The sequence below is a fragment of the Photobacterium sp. R1 genome (genome assembly GCF_054600795.1).
In genome coordinates this window covers 1-279 of the sequence record NZ_BAAHZP010000468.1, presented here as the reverse complement: position 1 = coordinate 279, position 279 = coordinate 1, and the positions used below count along the sequence as shown (strand labels likewise).

The window sequence follows — 279 nt, the reverse complement described above, 5'->3', positions numbered from 1 at the left end:
AGTGAAGCGATCAGCGGGAGCTCTCGTGCTGACAGCCTGTGACCTTTGGCAACGACAACCTCGCCGAGTTTGATGTCATCGCCAATCGGACGGACGTTATCTCCGGCTTTGGGTTTCACCAGAAAGCGGATTTGATCACCGATAGCTTCAGTCTCTTCCTGCATGATCACGGTATCCGTTCCAGCAGGAAGCTCAGCACCGGTCATAATACGAATGCACTGGCCTGATTGGCATGTACCGTCGAAAGGAGTACCGGCAAACGACTGACCCGCCAAAGTC

The 279-nt window shown here is 54.1% G+C and carries 1 pseudogene; it reads right to left on the bottom strand.

What is annotated here, in order from left to right:
- Positions 1-279, bottom strand: a pseudogene (locus tag ACYP03_RS25885) (molybdopterin molybdotransferase MoeA); the annotation flags it as partial.